At 66.2% G+C, this 15,961-nt stretch carries 17 protein-coding genes; 12 read left to right on the top strand and 5 right to left on the bottom strand.

Features of this window, described 5'->3' with window-relative positions; all coding sequences use genetic code 11:
- Positions 1-57: 57 nt before the first annotated feature.
- Both C7402_RS26925 and parA read right to left on the bottom strand, forming a co-directional pair.
- Positions 58-1,125, bottom strand: coding sequence for a ParB/RepB/Spo0J family partition protein (locus tag C7402_RS26925; protein ID WP_112170778.1), 1,068 nt, complete (start codon positions 1,123-1,125; stop codon positions 58-60).
- A gap of 24 nt (positions 1,126-1,149) precedes the next feature.
- Entirely contained in the window at positions 1,150-1,812 is a 663-nt protein-coding gene (gene parA / locus C7402_RS26920) for a ParA family partition ATPase (protein WP_112170779.1), read from the bottom strand.
- A gap of 478 nt (positions 1,813-2,290) precedes the next feature.
- On the opposite strand from parA, the gene arsC reads away from it, so the two are divergent.
- Both arsC and C7402_RS26910 read left to right on the top strand, forming a co-directional pair.
- Positions 2,291-2,644: an arsenate reductase (glutaredoxin) gene (gene arsC / locus C7402_RS26915; RefSeq protein WP_112170780.1), complete on the top strand. Its 354-nt coding sequence runs from the start codon at positions 2,291-2,293 to the stop codon at positions 2,642-2,644.
- 378 nt (positions 2,645-3,022) lie between these two features.
- Positions 3,023-3,577 (top strand): NADPH-dependent FMN reductase, encoded by a 555-nt coding sequence (locus C7402_RS26910; protein WP_112170781.1) that lies wholly within the window; start codon positions 3,023-3,025, stop codon positions 3,575-3,577.
- A 58-nt stretch (positions 3,578-3,635) separates the two neighbouring features.
- On the opposite strand, the gene C7402_RS26905 is transcribed toward C7402_RS26910, so the two are convergent.
- The 3 genes from C7402_RS26905 to C7402_RS46415 all read right to left on the bottom strand — a co-directional run bounded on the left by C7402_RS26905 (position 3,636) and on the right by C7402_RS46415 (position 7,473).
- Complete coding sequence (locus C7402_RS26905; RefSeq protein WP_112170782.1) at positions 3,636-4,349, bottom strand: hypothetical protein; 714 nt, start codon at positions 4,347-4,349, stop codon at positions 3,636-3,638.
- Between the two features lie 222 nt (positions 4,350-4,571).
- The gene (locus C7402_RS26900; protein ID WP_112171104.1) at positions 4,572-6,836 is read right to left on the bottom strand and encodes a hybrid sensor histidine kinase/response regulator; all 2,265 of its coding nucleotides are present in this window, start codon (positions 6,834-6,836) and stop codon (positions 4,572-4,574) included.
- Positions 6,837-7,206: 370 nt separating this feature from the next.
- Complete coding sequence (locus C7402_RS46415; RefSeq protein ID WP_133254561.1) at positions 7,207-7,473, bottom strand: hypothetical protein; 267 nt, start codon at positions 7,471-7,473, stop codon at positions 7,207-7,209.
- On the opposite strand from C7402_RS46415, the gene C7402_RS26895 reads away from it, so the two are divergent.
- The 10 genes from C7402_RS26895 (at position 7,460) to C7402_RS26850 (ending at position 15,918) form a co-directional block, all read left to right on the top strand.
- Positions 7,460-7,828 carry a response regulator gene (locus tag C7402_RS26895; RefSeq protein WP_112170783.1) on the top strand — a complete coding sequence of 123 codons (369 nt, stop codon included), beginning with the start codon at positions 7,460-7,462 and terminating at the stop codon, positions 7,826-7,828. The two genes, C7402_RS46415 and C7402_RS26895, sit on opposite strands and share 14 nt — an antisense overlap.
- The gene (locus C7402_RS26890) at positions 7,821-8,456 is read left to right on the top strand and encodes a chemotaxis protein CheC (RefSeq protein WP_112170784.1); all 636 of its coding nucleotides are present in this window, start codon (positions 7,821-7,823) and stop codon (positions 8,454-8,456) included. The genes C7402_RS26895 and C7402_RS26890 overlap by 8 nt, the downstream gene beginning before the upstream one ends.
- Positions 8,453-9,397, top strand: coding sequence for a sensor domain-containing diguanylate cyclase (locus C7402_RS26885; protein ID WP_112170785.1), 945 nt, complete (start codon positions 8,453-8,455; stop codon positions 9,395-9,397). The genes C7402_RS26890 and C7402_RS26885 overlap by 4 nt, the downstream gene beginning before the upstream one ends.
- Positions 9,398-9,644: 247 nt before the next feature.
- A complete protein-coding gene (hpnD, locus tag C7402_RS26880; protein ID WP_112170786.1) occupies positions 9,645-10,496 on the top strand; it encodes a presqualene diphosphate synthase HpnD in 852 nt (283 codons plus the stop codon).
- Positions 10,496-11,761 carry a hydroxysqualene dehydroxylase HpnE gene (hpnE, locus tag C7402_RS26875; protein WP_116612797.1) on the top strand — a complete coding sequence of 422 codons (1,266 nt, stop codon included), beginning with the start codon at positions 10,496-10,498 and terminating at the stop codon, positions 11,759-11,761. Before hpnD ends, hpnE begins: the two co-directional genes overlap by 1 nt.
- On the top strand, positions 11,761-13,827 hold the full coding sequence (gene shc, locus C7402_RS26870) for a squalene--hopene cyclase (RefSeq protein ID WP_165842003.1): 2,067 nt from the start codon (positions 11,761-11,763) through the stop codon (positions 13,825-13,827). Before hpnE ends, shc begins: the two co-directional genes overlap by 1 nt.
- A gap of 53 nt (positions 13,828-13,880) precedes the next feature.
- On the top strand, positions 13,881-14,546 hold the full coding sequence (locus tag C7402_RS26865; protein ID WP_116612829.1) for a phosphorylase: 666 nt from the start codon (positions 13,881-13,883) through the stop codon (positions 14,544-14,546).
- Positions 14,547-14,665: 119 nt separating this feature from the next.
- Complete coding sequence (locus C7402_RS26860; protein WP_112170788.1) at positions 14,666-15,151, top strand: acyl-CoA thioesterase; 486 nt, start codon at positions 14,666-14,668, stop codon at positions 15,149-15,151.
- A gap of 135 nt (positions 15,152-15,286) precedes the next feature.
- On the top strand, positions 15,287-15,535 hold the full coding sequence (locus C7402_RS26855) for a type II toxin-antitoxin system Phd/YefM family antitoxin (protein ID WP_116612796.1): 249 nt from the start codon (positions 15,287-15,289) through the stop codon (positions 15,533-15,535).
- Positions 15,532-15,918 (top strand): type II toxin-antitoxin system VapC family toxin, encoded by a 387-nt coding sequence (locus C7402_RS26850; RefSeq protein ID WP_181565525.1) that lies wholly within the window; start codon positions 15,532-15,534, stop codon positions 15,916-15,918. The genes C7402_RS26855 and C7402_RS26850 overlap by 4 nt, the downstream gene beginning before the upstream one ends.
- The last annotated feature ends 43 nt before the right edge of the window (positions 15,919-15,961 follow it).

The following is a 15,961-nucleotide window of genomic DNA, read 5'->3' as shown; positions in this document are numbered from 1 at the left end:
GGTTGCCAGCCGCCAACTGCATTGGCTACGGTGGCAACCGCTGACGCACTTTCAAACTTATTTCGTTTTCAGAATCTGTTCGATCTGTTGAAGGATCGCATCGCGTCGATCTTTGGAGAGGCCTTTCAGGCGCAGTTCGAGCCGGTCGTCGCCGTATGACTTGAGGTCGCCAACGGCCACGCCATCCAGCTTGATCTCCAGTCTTTGCGCGTAGCGTTGCCGGCCTGCCGGCTTCGGACTTTCCTGCGGACTTGCCCGACCTTTCACGATATCCGCGACCTGCCGCGTGCTGAGATCGTCCGAGACGATGCGGTTGATGAGACGCAGCGTGGCGTCTGTGCCGCGTGCGCCGTGATAGCGGCCGACCTGATACGCCATGTTCGAGCCGAACCGGTCGGAGCGTGCCACCATCTCCTGCATCACCAACTCCGGCAGTTTCCCGATCGACAGCGCAACCGCCACCGTCGATTCGTCGAGGCCGAGATGATCGGCAAGTTCACGCTGGCTTTGGAAGTGCTTTTCGTCGATGAATCGCTTCCACACCACCGCATTGTCGAAGACGGTTTGCGAGTCGCGCTGCACGTTCAGATCGTAGCCGAGCTTGTAGCTCTGAATCCCGATCGGCAGATCGACGACGATCGCCTTCACGACTTCCTTGTTCGCTTCCTTCAACGCGCGTACGCGGCGGCCGCCGTCGCTCACGTAGTAGCTGCCGGGCGTCGCGTAATCGGGAATCACGTGAATGGCCTGCTGCTGCCCTTGCTTCGCGAGATTGACTGCGAGTTCTGCAATCGACGCCTTCAGATAGAAGTGACGCGGATTGAAGGGGCTCGGCTTGATGTCCTTGAGCGGCAACTCGATGATCTGCCCCGGACGGTAGCCGTGCGCGATGCGCCACGCGCGATATTGCGCCGACTCGTTTTCGACAGCGGGTGCGGCTTCCAGAGCAGGCTCGGCAATCGGCTCAATGACAGGCTGGCTCGAACGTCCGGCCACGTCGGGCGCTTTCGGCTTGTCCTGGACCAGTCCGTCGATGGCGTTGAGGCGGTCAAGCGCAGTACGCTTTTCGCTGCTCGTCGTATCAGGGCGAGCCTGAAAGCCTTTGGCGAATTGGGAGGGTTTCATTCAGGGTCCTTTATGCGCATAAAGTCAGGGGAGCATCGCCGCGATTTCGTCGGCGCATGCGCGCACTTCCAATGCGGCGAGGCGTGCGCCGCGGTCGTTCATTTGTAGAACTGTCTGGCCAAGCGCCATGGCCTGCTTGTACGCCTCACGTGTGGGAATCTGGGTTTTGAGCAACGGAAAGCCGAGTTCTTCGAGCGCGCGTTTCAACTCGCGTGTCAGCATGCGCTTTTCTTCGGTCTTGTTCAGCAGGAACACCGCGCGCAGATCTTCGTTCATCACCTGCGCCTGCTGGATCAGTTTGACCAGCCCGACGCTCGACCAGTAATCGGCCGGAGACGATGACGTGGGAATCACGGCGACGGTGGCAGCCAGCAGTACGACGCCGGACACCTTCTCCGTGATCGACGGTGGGCAGTCGACAACGATGATGTCGTAGTCGTTGATGAACTTCTTGATCTCGCGATGGATCTGTCCACCGGCTTCGGAGAGGTTGACCACCGGGAACGGGATGCCGGTTTCGCCGTCGGCGGATGCGCTGGCCCAGTGAACCAGCGTATTTTGGCCGTCGGCGTCCACGACGAGAACCCGCTTCCCTCTCTCGTGAAATGCCGCGCCGAGATGCATCGCGATCGTGCTCTTGCCGACCCCGCCCTTCTGCTGCGTGACTGCGATTATCTCTGCTGCCAATTGGTATTCTCCTTTTTGCTATTAGCTTGGGATTTTACCTGGACTGTTTTTCAATTCAATGATTTTTGGAGTATTTCTCAGTCGAATTGGCCATTCGGACAAGGTTTATGCGCATAAAGCTCGGGAGGAGGCTCTGTAGCACGGGGATGCAAGCCGCGGCACCATAAACCAAAACACCGCCAGCCAAAGCCGTTGGCTCCCGACGCAGCGTGAGAGTGCGGCACCTCCCCCACCGCTTTATGCGCATAAAGTCCCATCGCCGGGATCGAGTGATCTCGAGCGCTCCAGCGACCAGGCAGAGAACTCGGATCGCGAACGCAAACCACGCACGAGCCCGAGACCGACTCCAGCGTCTCACGGCAGGTGAACTCGCCCGACCCACCAGCTTCATCCTCCACCAGCGCGCCCGGTAAAATCGCAGATCGTCACCGGCTCTTGCAAAGGCCGCCCGCCACTTCCCTCTCGTCTGCCACCAACCATGATCACGATCTACCACAACCCCCGTTGCTCCAAATCCCGCGCCGCTTGCGACCTGGTGTCGAATGCCAAGGCGACCGAGCCTGTCGAGGTGATCGAGTATCTAAAGCAACCGCTCACGGTCGAGCAACTCAAGGGCCTGCATGCGATGCTCGGCGGCCCGCTGCTCGACATGGTGCGAACGGGGGAGTCCGAATACGCGGAACTGGGCCTCGACGCGCCAGGTGTCACAGATAATCAGCTCTACGAAGCAATTGCGAGCCACCCGATTCTCTTGCAACGACCCATCGTCGTGCGTAACGGTCGCGCCGTGATTGGTCGTCCGACCGAGAACCTCGCGGTGCTGTTCGAGTGAAGCCGTAGTGTGAAAACGATTACGAGAAGTCGGCCGTATAGCCGACTTCTCGTACGGTGACGTTCGCGCGTTGACACTGATCCGCGCAAATCATCGAAGGTGGCCGCGCGCGGACTGCCCTCCCCCACCGCGTGCGCACGAAAGTTGCAGCTTTGCTAACCTGCCGACGAATCCCAAGCGAGGCCCGGCCCCATCGGCTATTCAGGTAAGTTGTCCACAACCTTCTCAACAAAAAATGTGGATAAATTCGCGCAATGCCAGGTTATCCACAGCGCGGTCTCATCACCTTCCGCACGCCTCGCCATCATTGGAATCCGCTCACGCCTATGATGGCGTTTCCTTCTACTGCGCTTCATGCGCGCCTCCAGGGACACAGCAATGGCCTACAAAATCGCGGTTGTGGTCGGCAGTCTGCGCAAGGATTCCTTCAACCGGCAACTCGCGCACGCCGTGACGTCGCTGGCGCCGGCCGATTTCACGTTCGACTATCTCGACATCGGCGTGCTGCCGCTCTACAGCCAGGAGTACGACGCCGACTACCCTGAGGCGGCCCGCCGGTTCAAGCAGCAGATCGAAGCCGCCGACGCATTGCTCTTCGTCACGCCCGAATACAACCGCTCGATTCCGGGCGTGCTGAAGAACGCGATCGACTGGGGTTCGCGGCCGTGGGGTACGAATTCGTGGGGCGGTAAGCCGGGCGCCGTGCTTGGCACCTCGCCCGGCGCGATCGGCACGGCGCTTTCGCAGCAGCATCTGCGCAATGTGCTCGCGTATCTCGATGTTGCCCTGCTCGGCCAGCCCGAGATGTTCATCAAGCACGACGTGAGTCGCATCAACGAGAAGGGTGAGATCGTCAGCGACGACACGCGCAAGTTCCTGCAAACCTTCGTCGATGCCTACGCAGCCTGGGTCAAGCGCCAGCTCGGACGCTGAGGTCCGGGCCGCGCGCGTGACGCCTTGAGGACGCCTTGAGGCGCCTTAAGGCCGGCGCTCAATGTAGCGTGCGCGATTGTCCCGGCATGTCTTTGTGGTGCTCGGGCGTGTCCTCTTCGTATTCGAGGAATTCGTCGGGAATCTGCGGCGCGGCGCCGGCAGCGGGTCGCGTCGCCTCGGGGGCGGCGGGCACGTCCACGTCTACGTGATGAGCGCCCATCACCGCACCCGCGCCCGGCGCGCTTGCCGAGGTGAGCACGGTGGCCTCGGCTTCGTTCGCCGGCCGCATGGGCGCATCGGCTGCACTCCCCTGCGTGCCTTGATGTCCTTCGTCGGCCTGCGCCGTGCGGCGGCGCATGGCGTCGGCGAAGTCGCTCAGGCCCAGCTCGTCGAGCGCCGAGTGCTCGCGTGCAACCGGGCGGTCCGTTGCGGGCCACGCCCACGGCGAGCCGCGCAAGGCGACGTCCGTCGCATGTTCTTCACGTAGTGTCGTGCACGCGAGGTCGGCGTGCGCTTCGTCGCTCACATGTACGCCAATGCGCACGGCTTCTTGCGGTGGCGGCGTCGTGCCGGGCGGCTCGTTCGCGCTGCGGCGCACGTCGCCCGTGCTTGAGAAAAAGCTCGTCACGAGACGCTCGATGCCCGCCAGCACGCCTTCGGTGTGTGCCGGCAGGTCGATGTCGCTCGCCGCGAAGCCGCGTTGTAGCAGCGCGTCCTGCGCGTGCCGCGCTTCGTCGTAGGTCTTGAAAAGGCCGGTCACGGTCTGCTTCATGGCACCCTCCTTCGTCAGGTGTCTACGCCTCATTGCATGATGCGCCGAATGGCGCGCGTTGTGCGCCGCGCTTGACCGCGTGCGTGCGCGGATTATCGTGCGCGCCGCAATCCGCGTGCCTCGTCTGCGTGCCTCGTCTGCGAAACGGGCATCGAACGATCGCACGCGGTTCGCCAAGAGAAGAAGCCGCACAGCAACAGCGCACCACCCACAACGCACTAGCTACAGCGTCGCATCACGCTCGCGCTTCGCGCGCGACTGGCGTTCCTCGCGGATTGCCTCGAGTGTCTTTTCCAGCAGTGCGATATCGAACGGCTTGGAGAGTACCCGCACATCCACATGGCGCGCGCGGTCCAGTTCCTCCGCATAGCCGGTCACGAGGATCACGGGCATCGCCGGTTCCAGTCCCTGCAACGCCTCGGCGAGGTCGATGCCGTTCATCGTTCCGGGCATGTGGATGTCCGACAGCACGAGGTCGAAGCGCGGCGTGCGCTCGCCGTCGGCGTGCGGGGCCTCGACGAGTTCCAGCGCGCTCGCCGCGTCGCTCGCGCAGGTCACGCGGTGCCCCATCATTTGCAGGAGCGCTTCGGTGCCCGCGGCGACTTCGTCGTTGTCTTCGACGAGCAGCACGTTCAGCCCTTGCTGCACCTCGGCGCTTTCCTCGCGCATCTCGCTCGGGCGTGGCGCGGGCGGCTCGGCCAGCGAGCGCGGCAAATACAGATGCGCCGTCGTGCCCGCGCCGATCGCGCTGTCGATCGCGGCGAGGCCGCCCGAGCGCTCGCAGAACGCGAACACCTGCGGCAGCCCGAGGCCGGTGCCCGTGCCCTTGGGCTTGGTCGTGTAGAGCGGCTCGAACGCACGGGCGAGCACGTCAGGCGGCATGCCGGTGCCGGTGTCCTCGAGCGTGATGTGCACGAAGTCGCCGTCGAGCGGGAAGCCTTCGTCGGGCCGGAAGCTGATGTTGCGCGCGCGCACGGTGAAGCGGCCGCCGTTGGGCATCGCGTCGCGCGCGTTGACGGCGAGGTTGATGAGCGCGAGCTCCAGCTCGGCCACATCGACGAGCACCGGCCACACGCCTTCGCCCTCGTCGACGACGAGCGACACCTTCGCGCCGAGCGAGGCGCGCAACAGCTCGCGGCACGCGGGCAGCCAGCGCCCGACGTGAATCGTTTCGTTGCGCAGCGGCTGCTTGCGCGCGACGCCGAGCAACTGGCGCGTGAGCGACTGGCCGCTCTTGAGCGCGCGCTCGACGGCGGAAAGCTCGCGCTCGAAGCCCGCCACGCCGCGCCGCCGCGCGATCTGCACGTTGGCCGAGACGATCATCAGCAGGTTGTTGAAATCGTGCGCGACGCTGCCCACGAGGTTGCCGAGCGCTTCCATCTTGCGCGACTGCCGGTAGGCGGACTCGATCGAGCGTCGCATCGACGCCTCGGCTTGCCAGCGCTCCCAGGCCTCCTCCTCGGCGGCGAGGCGTCGCAGCGAGAGCCAGATCACGCACCAGAGCGCGATCGAGGGCGTGAACATCGAGATGATGAGCACGCTCAGGTGCTTGTACCAGGCGGTCCAGATCGCGGGCGTGCGATACGCGCAGGTCACGTACACGGGGTACGCGCCCACGCGCCGGTACGCGAGGATCACGTTGCTGTTGAGGAGCCCCGAATGCATGCGCACGACGCCGCCCTCGCTGCCGCGCGCGAGCGCGCTGCTGAGCGGCGAGTGCGGTGTGATGGCGGAGGCGAGCGCGCGCGGCGGCGGATCGAAGGCGAGGATCGAGCCGTCGCTGCGCACGAGGCCGAGCGCCATCGGCGAGTCGGGCCCGAGCAGGTCGCGGTAGAACGAGCTGAAATAGCCGGGACGCAGCGCGACCGAGACGATGCCCGCGAACGCGTCGCTCGGGTCGCGCCGTGCCACGCCCATGTTGAAGACGGTTTCGCCGCTCACCTGGCCGTGCATCACGCGCGAGACGTGCTCGATCACGCGGCCGTCGCGAATGCCGGCGAAGTCGTCGCGCGCGACGATCGAAACCGGCGGCGGCGGCGAGAAACGGCTGCTCGCGAGCAGGTCGCCGTCGCGCCCGAAGATCGACACCGCAGCCACCTGCGGATAGCCGCCGCCAATGGCGTCGAGCTGCTGGTGGATCTGCGATTCGTTCGCGCGCACGCCGTCGTCGTCCAGCCCGCGCACGAGCTCGACGACGCGCGCATCGAGCGCCTCGTTCATGTCGAACACCTTGAGCGCGTGCTCCTCGGCCACGCGCACGGTGCGCAGCGTGGTGTCGGTCGCGTCGGACTCGCGCGCGCGCAGGTCGTTGTATGCCATGGCGGCCACGTACACGCACGGCAGCACGATCGCCGCGATGAGCAGCGCCAGCAGCGTGCGCCGGCGCACCGTGAAGTCATGGCCTGGCGCAGCCGGAAACGGCGCGTCGTCGGAAAGGGGCGGCAGGGGCGTGCGTTCGTCTGGCCGCTCGGGCCGGTCAGCAATCATCGTACGGAAAAGCAGGGAAAAGGCGGCGGGGCTTTCGACATCATAAACGACCGCGATGACGCGCCGACGGCGGGCCGGTGACGCGCGCGCGGCAAGATTGTGCGTTCGGGCTTTCCATTCAGGGTTTATCCGCTTGCCGTGCGCCGAATTCGCGAAAATCGGTGAAGCGCAAACGTACCACAAAGGGATAATCGACGTTCTTTATTTAAGGGATGGATCATTTGTTGCGAGAAACTCGCTGGAATGAGTCGAATTTGTTCGTCGAATGATTATGGACGAGTTGCATTTGATTCAATTTGATTCGAGAATCGCGAACACGATAAATAACGCATTCGCATGAAATGCCGCGCCGTCAGAAAATGGGGCACGGTCATGCTACGGGGTGGCTGCGAAGATGCAGACGAGGGCCTTCACGACCGGCGCCCGGGTTGCCGGTATCCATCGCGCGACACCACTGCCGCCCGCCGTGCGTGGGCGCGCCGCAGCGGCGGCCCGTCCATGCGTTGTTATCCATGCGCCATGCATTTTCCGGCTTACGCGTATTTTTCCCTAAAGTAATGGCGCGCGCCGCCGTTAATACGCCAAAACGCACTCCGCCCAACGCACACTCATTCTGCATATCCATGTCCTTGCCCATCGTGATCGCCGATGATTCGCTGTTAGCCCGCAAGGTGCTCACGAAGGCGCTGCCCGAGGACTGGGACGTCGAGATTTCGTACGCGTCGAACGGAAACGAAGCCCTTGCACATTACCGCGCCGGTCGCGCGGCAGTCATGTTTCTCGACCTCACGATGCCCGACCTGACGGGTTTTCAGGTGCTCGAAGCCTTGCAGCACGAGGACCTGAACACGTTCGTGATCGTCGTTTCAGCGGACGTTCAGCCGCGCGCACGCGAGCGCGTGCAGGCGCTGGGCGCGGCGGCGTTCGTCGCAAAGCCGGTAACCCAGGAGGCGCTGCTACCCATCCTGAAGGAGTACGGGTTGTATGCCTGATCGAGTGTTCACGGAACTCCAGCGCGACGCGCTCCAGGAGATCGCCAATCTCGGCATGGGGCAGGCGGCGACGCGACTGTCTGGGTTGCTCAATGCCTTTATCGAGCTTTCGGTGCCGCGCGTGCGCGTGGTCGCCGTGTCCGAGGCCGCGGCGGCGCTGCGGGAGATGACCGGCATCGACGGTCCGGTCGCGGCCGTGCGCCAGGGCTTTCGCTCGGAGATCAAGGGCGAGGCGCTGGTGATCTGCCGCAGCGGCGAGATCGCCGAGCTCGGCAGCCTGGTCGGCGGGCGAGGCGGCGTGATCTACGCGCCGGACGCCGACGACACGCTCACCGAGGAAGAACTGATGTTCGACGTCGCCAACGCGCTCACGGGCGCATGCGTGTCGTCGATGCTCGACCAGCTCGGGCGCATGCCGGTGTTTTCGCAGCCGGGCCTGCTCGGCGAGGCGATCATGCTCGACGAGGTGTTCCAGCCGGGGTTGCTCGCCTGGGACGTCGCGCTCCTCGTCGAGGTCAATTTCGCGCTCGAAGACCAGCGCTTTCGCGCCCACCTTGTCATGCTGATGGCCGAGGAGTCGATCCACGTCGTGAGCCGGGCCATCGACGCGCTCTTGCACAGCCTATGAGCACGCCAACCGGATTGCCGTCGCTGTCTGACCTCGTCGTCGAACGGGTGGGGTTCGGCATTTTCGTGGTCGACCGCGAGATGAACGTGCTGATGTGGAACCGTTTCATGCAGGACCACAGCGGCGTGGCGGCGGACGACGTGATCGGCCGCTCTATCTTTGAACGCTTTCCGGATCTGCCGCGCGCGTGGCTCACGCGCAAGGTGGAAAGCGTGTTCCAGCTCGGCAGCTTCGCGTTCAGCTCGTGGGAGCAGCGGCCCTACCTGTTCCAGTTCGACCATGACCGGCCCATCACGGGCGGCGTGGACTACATGCAGCAGGACTGCACCTTCATGCCGCTCATGCGCGATCGCGACGTGATCGCCGTGTGCGTGACCCTCTCGGACGTCACGCACGTGAGCGTCATGCAGCGCGAGCGCGAGGAGGCCGTGGCCAAGCTGCGCGAATACGCCGACCGCGACGGCCTCACCGGCATCGCCAACCGGCGCTTTTTCGAATCCCGTCTCGCCGACGAGTTCTCGCGCTGGCAGCGCTATGGCGGCGAGCTTTCGATGCTGCTGTTCGACCTCGACCACTTCAAGCGCATCAACGACGAGTTCGGCCACGTGGCCGGCGACACCGTACTGCGCTCGATGGCACAGCGCGTTTCGGACGTGGTGCGCAAGCAGGACGTGTTCGGCCGCTTCGGCGGCGAGGAATTCGCGCTGCTGCTGCCGTGCACGCCGCTCGACGACGCGCTGTACGTGGCGGAGAAAATTCGCCGCACGATCGGCGACGAACCGATCGAAGTGCAGGGCGTAATCGTGCCGGTCACGGCCAGCGTGGGCGCCGCCGCGGCCCGCGCGGGCGCGCCCGATTACGAGGGCATGATCAACGAGGCGGACGCCGCGCTTTACACGGCGAAGCGCCAGGGCCGCAACCGCTCGATCGCGCTCGCCTGAGCGCGGGCGCGGCAAGGCCGGGCCGCATGGCCCGCGCCGTTGCGCCTCGCCCCGGCCGCACGCCCCTGCCGACTGCGGGCCACCCCAAAGGTTGATATACTTTGGCCCGTTTCCGGCCTTGCGCGCCTATTGACAGGCGGTTTTGAGGGCCGGTGCCTCGCGCGTGTCCGCGCGCGCGGGCGACCCGCGGCAATGCGGGCCCGAATAGTCGAAAGCCCCGTTGAGGGCGCCCCCAGCGGAGATCGTCTTGGCTGTTTCCAACCTCGTCGTGGACGATACACAACAAACCGACGCCGCCGCCGCTTCGTCGGGCAGCTCGTTTTATCTGGCGATGCGGATTCTGCCTCCCGCGCAGCGCGACGCCATGTATCAGGTCTACGCTTTTTGCCGCGCTGTCGACGACATCGCGGACAGCGACCTGCCGCGCGCCGAGCGTGCGGCGGGGCTCGACCAATGGCGCGCCGACATCGACGCGTGCTATGCCGGCACGCCGCGCGCCTCGCTCGCGGCGCTCACGCGTCACATCCATACCTTCGGGCTCAAGCGCGAGGACTTCCACGCGATGATCGACGGCATGGCCATGGACGCCGCCGAGGACATCTGCGCCCCCGACGAGGCCACGCTCGACCTGTACTGCGACCGCGTCGCGAGCGCGGCGGGCCGGCTGTCGGTGAGGATATTCGGGATGGAGGAGGAGCCGGGCCGCGCGCTGTCGCACCATCTGGGGCGCGCGCTGCAACTCACCAACATCCTGCGCGACATCGACGAAGACGCGGACATCAACCGCTGCTACCTGCCGCGCGAATTGCTCGCGCGCGACGGGATCGCGCCGGGCAATCCGCACACGATCGCCGCCGACCCGTCGCTGCCGCGCGTGTGCGAGACGCTCGTGCAGCGCGCGCTCGCGCACTTCGCGCAAGCCGACGCGATCATGGACGCCTCGCCGCGCGCGCAGGTGAAGGCGCCGCGCATCATGTCGGGCGTCTACCGCGTGCTGCTCGAGCGCACCGTGGATCGCGGCTTCGACCTGCCGCGCACGAAAGTCAGCAAGCCGCGCGCGCGGCTGATGTGGATCGTCGCGCGTTACGCGCTGTTCTGATGCCTCGGCTAGTCCACGTCATCGGCGCTGGGCTTGCGGGCCTTGCGACGGCCGTGCGGCTTCAGCGGCGCGGCGTGCAGGTGGCGCTGTACGAGGCCGCCGGCCAGGCAGGGGGACGCTGCCGCTCGTACTACGACCACACGCTCTCGGCGACGCTCGACACGGGCAACCATCTGGTGCTGGCCGGGCATGCGCGCACGCTCGAATACGTGCGCACGATCGGCGCCGGCGACGCGCTTGGCGGCCCCATCGAACCGGGTTTCGCGTTCATGGACCTCGCCGCGCGCTCGCGCTGGACCATGCGCTTCTCGCGCTCGCGCATGCCGTTCTGGATCGGCGACGCGCGTGCCCGCGTGCCGGGCACCCGGGCCGCCGACTATCTCGCGCTGCTGCCGCTGCTGTTCGCCAAGCCCGGCCGCACGATGGCGCAGACCATGCGTTGCGACGGTGTGCTGTGGGACCGGCTGCTGCGGCCGTTTTTCCTCTCGGCGCTCAACGTCGAGCCGCGTGAAGGAAGCGCGGAGCTGGCGGGTTCGATGCTGCGCGAGACGCTCGCCTCGGGCGGCGAGGCGTTCCGGCCGCTGGCGGCGCGCGGCGGCCTGTCGAGCGCCTTCGTCGATCCGGCGCTGCGCATGCTTCAGCACGGCGGCGCGGCCATCCGGCTCGACGCGCCGCTCAGGGAGATCGCGTACGACGACGCGGCGCGCCGCGTCGTCGCCCTCGATTTTTCGGACGGGCGTATCGTGCTCGGCCAGGACGACGCCGTCGTGCTGGCCGTGCCCGCCGCCGCCGCCGCGGCGCTCGTGCCGTCGTTGCAGGCGCCGCGGCGCTACACCGCGATCGTCACGGTGCACTACGCGGTGCAGCCGCCGCCCGGCCTCGCCTCGCCGATGGCGCTCGTGAACGGCACGGCCCACTGGCTGAGCGCCGCCGAGGGGCGCCTCAGCGCGACGATTCACGACGCGCACCACGCGCTCGACCTCGACCCCGAGGAGGTCGCGCGCCGGGTCTGGGCCGACGTGGCCGCTGCCGCGTCGCTGCCGCTCGAGCCGCTGCCCGCCTGGCGGGTCGCCGCCGACGCGCACGCGACCTTCGCGGCCGTGCCCGAAGAGGAATGGCGTCGCCCCGCGACGCGCACCCGCTGGAACAATTTGATGCTTGCAGGCGACTGGACGGCTACCGGTCTGCCCGCAACGATCGAAGGGGCGATCCGCTCCGGCCGCAAGGCTGCGGAACTGCTCCTGACAGAAAATCTGGAACGCTGATGAACGATTTATCCCACGCCATGCCGACTGAAGACCTCGGCAGCCGCCCCGCGCGCGCTGACGTCGCCGATGCGACGGGCGTCCTGCTGTCCGCGAGCGCGTTTGCTGACGAAACGAGCCCGCGCCACGCTGGCGTGGCCACGCCGCTCGACGCCGCCGTTGTGCGCGCGACCGACGCGATCCTCGCCGACCAGCGCGCCGACGGCCACTGGGTCTACGAACTCGAAGCGGACGCCACGATTCCGGCCGAATACGTGCTGCTCGTGCATTACCTCGGCGAGGAAGCGAACCTCGAGCTCGAACAGAAGATCGCGCGCTACCTGCGCCGCATCCAGCTGCCGGGCGGCGGCTGGCCGCTCTTCACCGACGGCGCCATGGACGTGAGCGCGAGCGTGAAGGCTTACTTCGCGCTCAAGATGATCGGCGACGCCGAAGACGCCGAGCACATGGTGTGCGCGCGCGAAGCGATTCACGCGGCGGGTGGCGCTGAGCAGGTCAACGTGTTCACGCGCATCCTGCTCGCGCTCTTTGGCGTGGTGACGTGGTACGCCGTTCCGATGATGCCGGTCGAGATCACGCTGCTGCCGCAGTGGTTCCCGTTCCATCTTTCGAAGGTGTCGTACTGGGCGCGCACCGTGATCGTGCCGCTGCTCGTGCTGGGCGCGAAGCGCCCGGTGGCCCGCAACCCGCGCGGCGTGCGCATCGACGAGCTGTTCCTCGGCGCGCCGGTGAGCGTGGGCCTGAACGCCCGCTCGCCGCACCAGAGCAAGGGCTGGTTCGGCTTCTTCCGTGCCGCCGACGGTGTGCTGCGGGTGGCCGATCCGCTGTTCCCCAACTACCTGCGCCAGCGCGCCATCGACGCGGCCGTGGCGTTCGTGGACGAGCGCCTGAACGGCGAAGACGGCCTGGGCGCGATTTTCCCGGCCATGGCCAACGCCGTGATGATGTACGACGTGCTGGGCTATCCCGCCGATCATCCGCACCGCGCCATTGCGCGCCAGTCGCTCGAAAAGCTGGTCACGGTCCATACCGACGAAGCGTACGTCCAGCCTTGCCTTTCGCCGGTGTGGGATACGTCGCTGGCCGCGCACGCGTTGCTGGAAACGGGCGACGCGCGCGCCGAGGATGCCGCGCGCCGCGGCCTGGAATGGCTGCGCCCGCTCCAGATTCTCGATGTGCGCGGCGACTGGATCTCGCGCCGGCCCGAGGTGCGTCCGGGCGGCTGGGCGTTCCAGTACGCGAACCCGCACTACCCCGACGTCGACGATACAGCCGTGGTCGTGGCCGCGATGGATCGCATGGACAAGCTCGACAAGACGAACGCCTACGACGCGCCGATCGCGCGTGCGCGCGAATGGGTGGTCGGCATGCAGAGCAGCAACGGCGGCTGGGGCGCGTTCGAGCCGGAGAACACGCAGTACTACCTCAACAACATCCCGTTCTCGGACCACGGCGCGCTGCTCGATCCGCCGACCGCCGACGTCTCGGGCCGCTGCCTCTCGATGCTCGCGCAGCTTGGCGAGTTGCCGGCGGCGAGCGAACACGCACGCCGCGCATACCACTACCTGCTGGAAGAACAGGAAGCCGACGGTAGCTGGTACGGCCGCTGGGGCATGAACTACATCTACGGCACGTGGACGGCGCTGTGCGCGCTCAACGCGGCCGGCCTCGGGCACGACGACCCCCGCATGCAGCGCGCAGTGCAATGGCTCGTGCAGATCCAGAACGACGACGGCGGCTGGGGCGAAGACGGCACGAGCTACAAGCTCGAATACCGTGGCTACGAGCGCGCCACGAGCACCGCTTCGCAAACGGCCTGGGCATTGCTCGGGCTGATGGCTGCCGGTGCGGTGGATCATCCGGCGGTTGCGCGCGGCATCGAGTATCTGCGCACGACACAGCAGGAACACGGCCTCTGGGACGAAACACGCTTCACGGCGACGGGCTTTCCGCGCGTGTTCTATCTGCGCTACCACGGCTATCGCAAGTTCTTCCCGCTGTGGGCGCTCGCGCGTTATCGCAATCTCAGGCGCACGGGCGAAACGCGCGTCGCGGTCGGTCTGTGAGCGCGGCGTCCGGCGCAAGGGCGCGCGCGCTGCCTGTGATCGCGGTGACGGGCATGGCCTTCGAGGCGAGCATCGCGGCGGGCAAGGGCCATGACGGCGTGCGCGCCGTCTACGCCGCGCGTGCAGACCTGCTGCAAAGCGCGCTCGCGGCGGCGCTCAAGGAGGGCGTGGCGGGCATCGTCAGCTTCGGTACGGCGGGCGGACTCGCGCCCGACCTCGAACCGGGCACCGTGGTGATCGCGGAGGCGATCGACGGGCCGTTCGGGCGCGTCGCCACGCATGCCGCCTGGAGCGCGCGCATGGCCGAAGCACTCATGAACTCGCCGCTGGCCGCGCAAACCCGGCGCGGCGTGGAGGCGGCCGTGGCCGCCCCGCTCACCGGCGCGGCCGACAAGGCGGCGCTGTTCCGCTCGTGCGGCGCGCTCGCCGTGGATATGGAATCGCATCTCGCCGCCGCCGCCGCGGCTGCGCATGGCGTGCCGTTCGCGGTGTGCCGCGCGATCGTCGATCCGGCCTGGCGTAGCCTGCCGAAGGCGGCGATGGCCGGCCTGCGCGACGACGGCACCACCGCCGTGCTCCCCATCCTGCGCGAACTGGCGCGCGATCCCGCGCAACTGGGTGGCCTGCTGCGCGTGGCCGCCGACGCGAAGGCGGCGCGCCGGTCGCTCAGCGCCGCGCGACAGGTCCTGACGGCCACCGGTGCTTTTTTTCCCTCATGACGCGACGGCATTATTGAAATACCTAGGGAAAACCCCTATCTCTGGTAGCATCTCAGTGTTAACCCTAGATTCGTCTCATCGAATTGGGGGCGAATCACAGTTCACGGGGAGTACCAGACATGAATTTTCATACTCGCAAGTGGGTCAAGCCTGAAGACCTGAACCCGAACGGCACGCTTTTCGGCGGCAGCCTGCTGCGCTGGATCGACGAAGAAGCGGCCATCTACGCGATCTGCCAGCTCGACAACCAGCGCGTCGTGACCAAGTTCATCTCGGAGATCAACTTCGTCAGCTCGGCGCGTCAGGGCGACATCATCGAACTCGGCATGAAGGCCACGCACTTTGGCCGCACGTCGATCACGCTGCGCGCCGAGGTGCGCAACAAGATCACGCGCAAGAGCATCCTGACGATCGAAAAGATGGTGTTCGTGAATCTCGGCGCGGACGGCACGCCGGCCCCGCACGGTCGCGAACAGATTCGCTACGCCGACGAGGCCTATGAGCGCTATCGCCAGACCGTGCAGACAGCGGCGGACGCCACCGCGCTCGCCGCAGCGAGAGAAGCGGAGCGCGAGGCCGAGAGCGAGGACGCTTCGGTGCGGTGACGCATGCGTAGGGCTTGAACAAAAAACCCGCCAGCCTGTGAAGGCTGGCGGGTTTTTTTACGTCTATGCGGCGTCAAGCGTCCTTGATTCGATGACTTAGCCAGACTAGACTAACCAAGCAATACAGGAGGTGCCATGCCCTACGTGAACATGCTGGAAGCCAAGTCATCCCTCTCGCGCCTTGTCGAGGATGTCGAGTTGGGGCGGGAAAAGGAAATCATCATTGCTCGCGGCGGCCGGCCGGTCGCCCGGCTCGTGCCGCTTGCGCCGGAGGCGCCCGTCGAGCGCCGCATCGGCATAGCCAAGGGCGCATTTGAGGTCCCCGACGACATCGACGCCCACAACGACGAAGTCGCGGCGCTGTTCAACGGAGGCAGCGCTTGAACATTCTGCTCGACACGCATATTGCGCTTTGGGCCATCGCCGATAGCCCCCGGTTGCCAAAGGTGGCGCGGGAAATGATTCTGGCGCCGACGAGCACGATCTACGTCAGCACCGCGAGCATCTGGGAAATCGGCATCAAGTATTCGCTGCATCGCGGCGACATGCCTGTGTCCGGTGAAGCGGCGCTGCATTACTTCAGGCAAGCGGGCTATCGCATTCTGCCGATCGAGGCCGAGCACGCCGTTGCCGTCGAGTCGCTGCCGCCACACCATCAGGATCCTTTTGACCGGCTGCTCGTGGCGCAAGCCTTGACCGAGCCGCTTCGGCTGATCTCGCACGACCGTCAGGTCGCGCAATACAGCGACACCGTGGTTCTGGTCTAGACCGCAAGCATGCCGGTTGTGCGGATTGTGCCGCCCGCGTGCC

It is taken from the genome of Paraburkholderia unamae, assembly GCF_003096875.1.
Taxonomy (GTDB): Bacteria; Pseudomonadota; Gammaproteobacteria; order Burkholderiales; family Burkholderiaceae; genus Paraburkholderia; species Paraburkholderia unamae.
Note: the sequence above shows the minus strand (reverse complement) of the source record. Positions and strands in the feature narration are given on the sequence as shown.

Excerpts from the sequence above, each read along its gene's own strand:
- C7402_RS26910 (WP_112170781.1), top strand. The coding sequence starts at position 3,023 with ATGGCCTACAAAATCGCGGTTGTGGTCGGCAGTCTGCGCAAGGATTCC.
- shc (WP_165842003.1), top strand. The coding sequence starts at position 11,761 with ATGAACGATTTATCCCACGCCATGCCGACTGAAGACCTCGGCAGCCGC.
- C7402_RS26890 (WP_112170784.1), top strand. The coding sequence starts at position 7,821 with ATGCCTGATCGAGTGTTCACGGAACTCCAGCGCGACGCGCTCCAGGAG.
- C7402_RS26885 (WP_112170785.1), top strand. The coding sequence starts at position 8,453 with ATGAGCACGCCAACCGGATTGCCGTCGCTGTCTGACCTCGTCGTCGAA.
- C7402_RS26860 (WP_112170788.1), top strand. The coding sequence starts at position 14,666 with ATGAATTTTCATACTCGCAAGTGGGTCAAGCCTGAAGACCTGAACCCG.
- arsC (WP_112170780.1), top strand. The coding sequence starts at position 2,291 with ATGATCACGATCTACCACAACCCCCGTTGCTCCAAATCCCGCGCCGCT.
- C7402_RS46415 (WP_133254561.1), bottom strand. The coding sequence starts at position 7,473 with ATGGGCAAGGACATGGATATGCAGAATGAGTGTGCGTTGGGCGGAGTG.
- C7402_RS26905 (WP_112170782.1), bottom strand. The coding sequence starts at position 4,349 with ATGAAGCAGACCGTGACCGGCCTTTTCAAGACCTACGACGAAGCGCGG.
- C7402_RS26900 (WP_112171104.1), bottom strand. The coding sequence starts at position 6,836 with ATGATTGCTGACCGGCCCGAGCGGCCAGACGAACGCACGCCCCTGCCG.
- C7402_RS26865 (WP_116612829.1), top strand. The coding sequence starts at position 13,881 with ATGGCCTTCGAGGCGAGCATCGCGGCGGGCAAGGGCCATGACGGCGTG.
- C7402_RS26925 (WP_112170778.1), bottom strand. The coding sequence starts at position 1,125 with ATGAAACCCTCCCAATTCGCCAAAGGCTTTCAGGCTCGCCCTGATACG.
- C7402_RS26895 (WP_112170783.1), top strand. The coding sequence starts at position 7,460 with ATGTCCTTGCCCATCGTGATCGCCGATGATTCGCTGTTAGCCCGCAAG.
- hpnE (WP_116612797.1), top strand. The coding sequence starts at position 10,496 with ATGCCTCGGCTAGTCCACGTCATCGGCGCTGGGCTTGCGGGCCTTGCG.
- C7402_RS26855 (WP_116612796.1), top strand. The coding sequence starts at position 15,287 with ATGCCCTACGTGAACATGCTGGAAGCCAAGTCATCCCTCTCGCGCCTT.